Here is an 8,740-nt window from a genome sequence, read left to right on the forward strand (position 1 = left end):
TTGAGGCAGGAGGCAGGAGGAAGAAGAATAATTTGATTTGTAAATCCTTGGTTCCACACCTCATTTAGTTGCAAAGTGCTGTAATATGTCAAAAATTAATAATAATTTCCAATTTAAATCGCAGTAGGATTTAAAATTGATATAAATCTCATAGCAATAGAAATTAAAAATCGACACTTAACATCACAAAAATTTCAAATAACGATAGTAGAGTGGGTAGGTAAGATTATTGACCCTTAAACGAGCAATAACCGATCACAAGCAGCTTGTAATTATTCGCACCAAGCAGTTAAACATTTATAAATAATTCTTTTTAGTACCACAATAAGTTTTTTGTAGCTAATTTGAGAATTTAGCTCACTCAAGTGGCAATATAAACATGAGTATTAACCTTGCCGATTACAACTTCATCAAAATTATTCATGATGGTATAAATACTTGCCTTTATCGTGCTTTTAAAGAGTCAGAACAAACCTCAGTAATTATCAAAACTATAAAAGCTGAGTATCCCACTAGAGAACAAATTGCCCACGTCAAGCACGAGTATCAAATACTACAATCTTTGCAGATAGAAGGAGCTATTCAACCTCTAGGCTTAGAAAGTACACAAAATGGTGTAGCACTTATCTTGCAAGATTTTGAAGGAGAGACGCTTACAGATATTATTAGCACGCCTAATTTGGAACTAAACAATTTTTTGCAAATTGCTATTCAATTAACTGCAACACTATATCAGCTACATCAAAATAATCTTATTCATAAAGATATTCAACCTCATAATATCCTCATCAATCTCAACACAGGTCAAATAAAAATTATTGACTTTAGCATTGCATCACGCTTATCTAGAGAAAATCAAATAGTTAATGATTTTAATTTGCTGGGAGGTAGCCTAGCTTATATTTCGCCTGAGCAAACTGGGAGAATGAACCGCTCAATAGACTATCGAACTGATTTTTACTCATTAGGAGTCACATTTTATGAAATGCTAACTAGCAAGCTTCCCTTTGTCGCAGATGACCCTTTAGAATTAGTCCACTCACACATTGCTAAGATCCCACTCCCGCCTCACGAATTAAATACCAAAATCCCGATAGTAGTTTCCGATATTGTGATGAAATTATTAGCTAAAACTGCTGAGGAAAGATATCAAAATGCTTTGGGATTAAAAGCTGATTTAGAAGGATGTTTACATCAACTAGAAACGACTGGTAAAATTGAAAATTTTGTTGTTGGTCAACTTGATTTATCTAGCCGTTTTCTTATTCCCCAAAAACTTTACGGTCGAGAACGAGAAGTTGGGGAATTGATGAATGCCTTTGAGCGTGTTAGTGCTGGCGCAACTGAGTTAATGCTAGTTAACGGTTATTCTGGAATTGGTAAAACTTCGTTAGTGAATGAAGTTCATAAACCTATCATTCGGCAGCGTGGTTATTTTATTTCTGGAAAGTTTGATCAGTATAAACGTAATATTCCTTATGCTTCATTAATTCAGGCTTTTCAAGAATTAATGCGACAGATATTAACAGAAAATTCTGAAAAGCTAACAAACTGGAAAAGGAAACTTTTAGAAGCGGTTGGTGTCAACGGTCAAGTTATTATTGACTTTATTCCTGATCTTGAAAAAATCATCGGTTCTCAGCCTGAAATACCACAGCTAGGAATTAACGAAACTCAAAATCGCTTTAATCGATTATTTCAACAACTTATTTATGTATTTTCTCAAGCCAAACATCCACTAGTAATTTTTTTGGATGATTTACAGTGGGCAGACTCAGCTTCTCTTAAGCTAATTCAACTGCTGATTAGTGACCCTGAGAGTAAATATTTTTTACTAATAGGAGCATATAGAGATAACGAGGTAAGTCCAACTCATCCATTAATACTAACTCTAAAAGAATTAAAAAAATCTAGTGCAAATGTCAATAATATTGTTATCCAACCTTTGGAGATTTTTCATGTCAATCAGTTAGTCAACGATACACTGCATAGCTGCCTAATAAATTCAGATAACCTAGCTAATTTAGTCTTTACTAAAACGCAAGGAAATCCATTTTTTGTAACTCAGTTGCTTAAATCACTTTACCAAGATAACTTGTTATATTTTAACTTTAATACAGGCTTTTGGCAGTGGGATATTGAAACTATCAAAGACATTGATATTACTGATAATGTCGTTGAGTTAATGGTTAATCAAATTCAAAAACTATTACCAACAACACAGGAAGTTTTAAAATTAGCTGCTTGCATTGGCGATAAATTTAGTTTAGATATTCTAAGTACTGTTAACCAAAAATCTTTGTCAGAAACGGCTAAAGAACTATGGGAGGCTCTGCAAGTAGGTTTAATTTTACCTATAGACTCGTCTTATAAAATACCTTTGGTTGTTAGTGAGCAGGTAGAAGAACAACTGATAATAGAGCTAATCGAGCAAGAACAGAAAATAATTGCATACAAGTTTTTGCACGACCGTGTACAGCAAGCATCTTATTCTTTAATTCCAGATATTAAAAAAAAAGAAACTCACCTGCGAATTGGGCAATTACTTCTCCAAAAAAGTTCGATTGAAGAGCGAAAAGAAAATATATTTGACTTAGTAAATCACCTAAACTATGGCATAGATTTATTAACTTCAAAGTCAGAGAAATATGAGTTAGCTACACTCAATCTCATAGCGGGGCAGAAAGCAAAAGGAGCAGCAGCCTATGAGTCAGCTATGCGCTATTTTAAGATAGCTTTGAGCCTATTGACAGCTTCTAGTTGGAATCAGAAATATAAACTTACATTAACTTTGTATCAGGAGGCAGCAGAAGCGGCATTTCTTAGCGGTGACTTTGAGCAAATGGAGATATTAGCTGAAATAGTGCTACAACAAGCTAAAACGCAACTGGAAAAAGTCAAAGTTTATGAGTTGCGTATCAAAAGTTGTGAAGTCCAAAGAAAATTAATTGAAGCAGTGCAGCTTGGGCTAAAAGTTCTGGAAATGTTGGGAGTAAAACTCAATCAGTCGCCAACTGCATTAGATATTCAGCAAGCTATTCAAGAAACTACAAACAATTTAGCAGGCAAAGAAATAGAAGATTTAATAAATTTGCCTTCAATGACAGACGTTCACAAGCTAGCAGCTATGAGCCTTATATCAAGTTTAGTTCCTGCTGCCTATCAATCTGCACCTGCATTATTTATTTTGATGGCTTGCCAAGAAGTAAATTTATCTATTAAAAATGGAAATACGCCTTTTTCAGCTAGCGGTTTTGCTGATTATGGAGTGGTTTTTAGCGGCTTATCACAAGATATTGAAGCTGCTTATAAAATTGGACAATTAGCTTTAAATTTATTAGAGCGGTTAGATACTGTTGAAGTTAGAAGCCAAGTTTTATTTAAAGTATCAACTTTTCTAATCCATTGGAAGCATCATGTTAGAGATACTTTACCACTTTTACAAGATGCTTACTCTAGCGGATTAGACTCTGGGGATTTGGTACATACTGGATATTCAGCTAGTAAGAAGTGTCAATATTCATACTGGAGTGGTTCGGAATTAAAAAGCCTAGAACAGGAAATGGCAAGATATAGTAAGCTGATTGCTCAAATCCATCAAGAGACTGCCCTGAAATGGCATCAAGTATTTCACCAAACAGTTTTGAATTTAATAGGATTATCTGAAAACCCTTGCCGTTTAATTGGTGAATCTTACAATGAAGATGAATTATTAAAACTGCACATCAAATCAAACGAGAGAACAGTAATACATTATGTATTTCTTAATAAATTAATTTTATGTTATCTATTTGGTGAATTTACTGAAGCTGTAGAAAATTCTATCAAAGCGGAACAGTATTTAGATGGAGTGACGGGCTGGTTAAATGTGCCATTATTCCATTTCTACGATTCTCTAGCACAACTTGCAATCTATCCATCGGCTTCATTCGGATCTCAAGAAAATCTTTTAGACAAGGTGAAAATTAATCAACAAAAAATGCGAAAATGGGCAGACCATGCACCCATGAACTTTCAGCATAAATATGATCTGGTAGAAGCAGAGAAAGCACGAGTATTAGGTCAATATTGGCAAGCAATGGAATATTATGACCGAGCCATTGGTGGAGCTAAGGAACAAGGATACATCCAAGAAGAGGCTCTTGCCAATGAACTAGCAGCAAAGTTTTATTTTGAGTGCGGTAGAGAAAAAGTAGCTCAGGCTTATCTCGCTGATGCTTACTATGGATATATGCGCTGGGGAGCAACAGCAAAGCTTAAAGATTTAGAAATAAAATATCCCCAAATTTTTGCCCGTCGTCTGTTAGAGCAAAGAACGTACAGCCCTAATCAAAGCTCACTTGCTCAATCTTTAAATTCAAGTATTAGTAAACCTTTTGATTTAGCAACATTTATCAAAGCTTCGCAAGCACTTTCTGGTGAAATAGTTTTTGAAAAATTGCTAGCTAAATTAATGCAAATTGTACTAGAAAATGCTGGCGCAGAAACAGGATTTCTAATTTTAGAGAGATCAGGTAATTTATTCATAGAAGCTTCAGGTAGATTTGGTCAAACTGAAATAAATGTGCAGCAATCAATATCTGTAGAAATGAGTCAGCAATTACCTATATATATAATTAATTATGTGCATCGGACTCAGGAACATGTTGTAATTAACGATGCTACACGTGAGGAAAGATTTACGACAGATAGCTATATTGTTCAGCACAAACCAAAATCTATTTTATGTAGCCCAATTATTCATCAAGGTAAGCTGTTTGGTATCCTTTACTTAGAAAATAAATTGATTTCTGGGGCATTTACACCGGAACGATTAGAAATTTTACAACTTTTATCATCACAAGCAGCCATTTCATTAGAAAATGCTCGTCTTTATAATGATTTAGAAGAATATAATCGGACGTTAGAAATAAAAGTTAAAGAGCGCACTCTAGAATTACAAGATAAAAACTTAGAATTACAACAGCAAATTAGCGAACGGCAAAAAGCTGAAGAAATAGCCGCATCTGCCAACCGTGCCAAGAGTGAATTTCTCGCTAACATGAGTCATGAACTCCGAACCCCACTCAATGGTATTTTGGGCTATACTCAAATATTCCAGACAGATACATCTTTAACTTCTCAGCAAAGGAATGGCGTAAATATTATTCATCAGTGTGGTGAACATCTACTAACATTGATTAATGATATTTTAGACATCTCTAGAATAGAAGCTCGGAAAATGGAGCTTTACTTACAAGAGTTTAATTTATCAGCTTTTTTAGAAGGAATAGTAGAAATTTGTCGGATTCGGGCTGAACATAAGGGAATCAGTTTAATTTACCGCCCTTTATATCCACTACCTAGTTTAGTTTGCGCCGACAATAAACGTTTACGTCAAATTTTAATTAATTTACTAAGTAATGCAATTAAGTTTACAAAAAAAGGTAGCATTACTTTTAAAGTAGGCTATGTAAATCAAGATAGTAGAGACTGGATAATAAATACAGGTAGCCTGGCAGGTCAATTATCAAACTCCAAAATTAGATTCCAAGTAGAAGATACAGGAACTGGTATTGCCTCAGAGCAATTAGAAGAGATATTTTTACCTTTCAAGCAAGTAGGTGAAGATAGCTTGAAGATAGAAGGAACCGGATTGGGTTTGACTATTAGCCGCCAATTAGTTCAAATGATGGGAAGTGAATTATATGTTACGAGTGAATTAGGTAAAGGTAGTGTTTTTTGGCTAGATTTGGAATTACCAGAAGTTTTTCAATATACTAGAATTGATGCTAATGAACTTAACATCATTGGTTTTTTAGGACCTAAACGCAAAATTCTTGTAGTGGACGATAAATGGGAAAATCGTTCTGTATTGGTTAATATCTTAAAACCTTTGGGTTTTGAAGTTTTAGAAGCAACTGATGGTTTAGATTGCCTTCACAAAGTTCCTGAATTTCAGCCAGACTTGATTCTTATGGACTTGGTAATGGCAAAAATGGATGGATTTGAAGCTACGCGTCGCCTCAGAGCCTTGCAAAACTTTCAAGAAGTGATAGTGATTGCTATTTCAGCTAGTGTCTTTGAATTTAATCAACAAGAAAGTCGCAAAGTAGGGTGTGATGGTTTTCTGCCAAAACCAATCCAAAGAGTAGAACTTTTAGAAAAGTTACAGGTTCACTTAGGGTTAGAATGGGTATATGAAGATCAAGGTAAGGCAAAAAAGATAAAAAACGAAAACAAAAGTCTTACTAATAGTTTACACTTAACATCTCAGGCTCCTATTATACCTCCTTCAGCAAGCGAACTGGCAATTTTACTAGATTTGGCTATGCGGGGTGATTTAATAAGCATTGCTGAACGATCTGTAGAACTAGAAAAAACAGATGAGGAGTTGCAGCCTTTTGCTAATCATTTATATCAACTGGCTAAAGGTTTTAAAGGCAAACAAATATTAGAGTTTCTTAAAAAGTATTTTGAGGCTATATGAAAGATGATTCTAATAAATCTAGTGTCATTTTAATCGTTGATGACACTCCTATCAATTTAGAAGTACTTTTTGATTTTTTAGGCAAAGCTGGATTTACGGTTTTGATTGCTGAAGACGGCGAAAGTGCGATCGCTAGAGCCGAATATGCCCCACCAGACTTAATTTTGTTAGACATCCTGATGCCGGGAATGGACGGTTTTGAAACTTGTCGGTTGCTGAAAAAGAGTGGATTAACCCAAGATATTCCGATCATTTTTATGACTGCACTTTCCGAAACCGTGGATAAAGTTAAAGGCTTTGAACTGGGTGCAGTCGATTATCTCACCAAACCGCTTCAACACCAAGAAGTTTTAGCTAGAATTCAACTCCATCTCAAGTTGCGATCTCTGACAAAAACCCTGCAAGAACAAAATTTACGCTTGGAGAGTGAAATTGCTGAACGCCTACAAGTAGAAGAAAAAATCCGCGAACAAGCTGCTTTACTAGATATTACGAGCGATGCAATTCTTGTCAAAGATTTTGACAATCAAATCCGTTTCTGGAACCAAGGAGCAGAACATTTGTATGGCTGGAAAGCTACGGAAGTAATTGGTAAGAATGTTAAACAAATTTTATATCTACCAGAAACCTTGTCTCAAATCCAGGATATTTATGCAAATATAGTTAAGTCTGGTTTCTGGCATGGTGAATTACACCAGGTTAATAAAAAAGGGCAAGATATTATTGTTGCCAGTCGTTGGACTTTAATGCGCGATCGCAACGGGCAAGCAATATCGATTTTAACCGTAAATACTGATATTACCGAAAAAAAGCATTTAGAAACTCAAGTTCTCCGGGCGCAACGTCTAGAAAGTATTGGCACCCTAGCTAGTGGCATAGCTCATGACCTGAACAATATACTGACTCCGATTTTAACGACAGCACAATTGTTACAGATGAAAATGCCCGATACTGATGAGCGTAATCAACAGATGTTAAAAACTATAGAAAATAATTCTAAACGTGGGGCTGCTTTAGTCAAGCAAGTCTTGCAATTTGCTCGAGGAATTGATGGTCAACGTACTGTTGTGCAAATGAACCATTTATTTTCAGAAATTCAGCAAATTGTCCAAGAGACTTTTCCTAAATCGATTGAATTGACAGAGCATATTCAGCCTGAACTTTGGGCTGTAATTGGCGATGCAACGCACCTACATCAGCTACTGATCAACTTAGTAGTTAATGCTCGTGATGCTATGCCCGAAGGTGGACATATCGAAATTTCTGCGGAAAATCTCTTGATTGATGAACATTATGCACGCCTGAATCTGGATGCCCATGTTGGTCCTTACATTGCTATTACTGTTGCAGATACAGGCATGGGGATGCGTTCAGAGATTATCGATAGAATCTTCGAGCCGTTTTTTACCACTAAAGAGATTGGCAAAGGTACAGGATTGGGTTTGTCTACCGCCAAAGGTATCATCCAAAGTCATGGTGGTTTTGTAAGTGTGACTAGTCAAGTCGGCAAAGGTACGGAATTTAAAGTTTGCTTGCCGGCAGTGGAAGTAGCAAAAACGCCCCTAGTAGAAGACCTGGAGTTATTTAAAGGTAATGGAGAATTAATTTTAGTTGTTGATGACGAAACCAGAATTTTAGAAACTACTAAAATATTATTAGAAGTTTACAGCTACAGAGTACTGACAGCTAGTAATGGGATTGAAGCGATCGCGCTTTATGTTCAACACGAAGACGAAATAAGCCTAGTGTTGATGGATATGATGATGCCCTTAATGGATGGTGCAACTGCTATCACTACGTTGCAAAAAATTAATTCCCAGGTCAAGGTTGTGGCTGTTAGCGGTCTGAACGTTAGTGAGAAACTGGCTAAGATACCTGGAGTTAAAAAGTTTATTGCTAAACCATATGCGACTAAGGAGTTATTGCAGACTTTACACAGTATTCTTGTGCAGAAATCCACAAACCCAAACTTATATATTGCACCTATTGACACTCCCCGCTCTAAAGAGACGGGGATTCTTGAATCTAAGACATAACTTGCTCTTGCCGGTTTGCACCAACAAGAGTAGAGGTTTCATCTCCCCAAGCGTTGCTTGCTTGCGTCTAGCGCAAAGGTTCCTGTATGCCCTACAGTACCCAATCCTCGACTAAGGATATTTCTAGCTGCGTTTTCGTCCCTATCCATGACACAACCACACCTACAAACGTGGGTTCTAGTCAATACTTTTCGGTTAAGCATTTTTAACTCGGAATCGGGTTTGGGGTAAAGGG

3 protein-coding genes are annotated in these 8,740 nt (G+C 36.1%); 2 read left to right on the top strand and 1 reads right to left on the bottom strand.

Features of this window, described 5'->3' with window-relative positions; genetic code table 11:
• The first annotated feature begins 379 nt into the window (after positions 1-379).
• Positions 380-6,469 carry an AAA family ATPase gene (locus tag VB740_RS15730; RefSeq protein ID WP_323200909.1) on the top strand — a complete coding sequence of 2,030 codons (6,090 nt, stop codon included), beginning with the start codon at positions 380-382 and terminating at the stop codon, positions 6,467-6,469.
• Positions 6,466-8,505, top strand: a complete 2,040-nt coding sequence (locus VB740_RS15735) for a response regulator (protein ID WP_323200910.1) — start codon at positions 6,466-6,468, stop codon at positions 8,503-8,505. The genes VB740_RS15730 and VB740_RS15735 overlap by 4 nt, the downstream gene beginning before the upstream one ends.
• A 38-nt stretch (positions 8,506-8,543) precedes the next feature.
• Here VB740_RS15735 and VB740_RS15740 read toward each other — a convergent pair.
• On the bottom strand, positions 8,544-8,740 hold a 197-nt coding region (locus VB740_RS15740; RefSeq protein ID WP_416289938.1), incomplete at its 5' end, for a zinc ribbon domain-containing protein.

Source organism: Nostoc sp. UHCC 0251 (assembly GCF_034932245.1).
In the GTDB taxonomy this organism is placed as follows: domain Bacteria; phylum Cyanobacteriota; class Cyanobacteriia; order Cyanobacteriales; family Nostocaceae; genus Nostoc.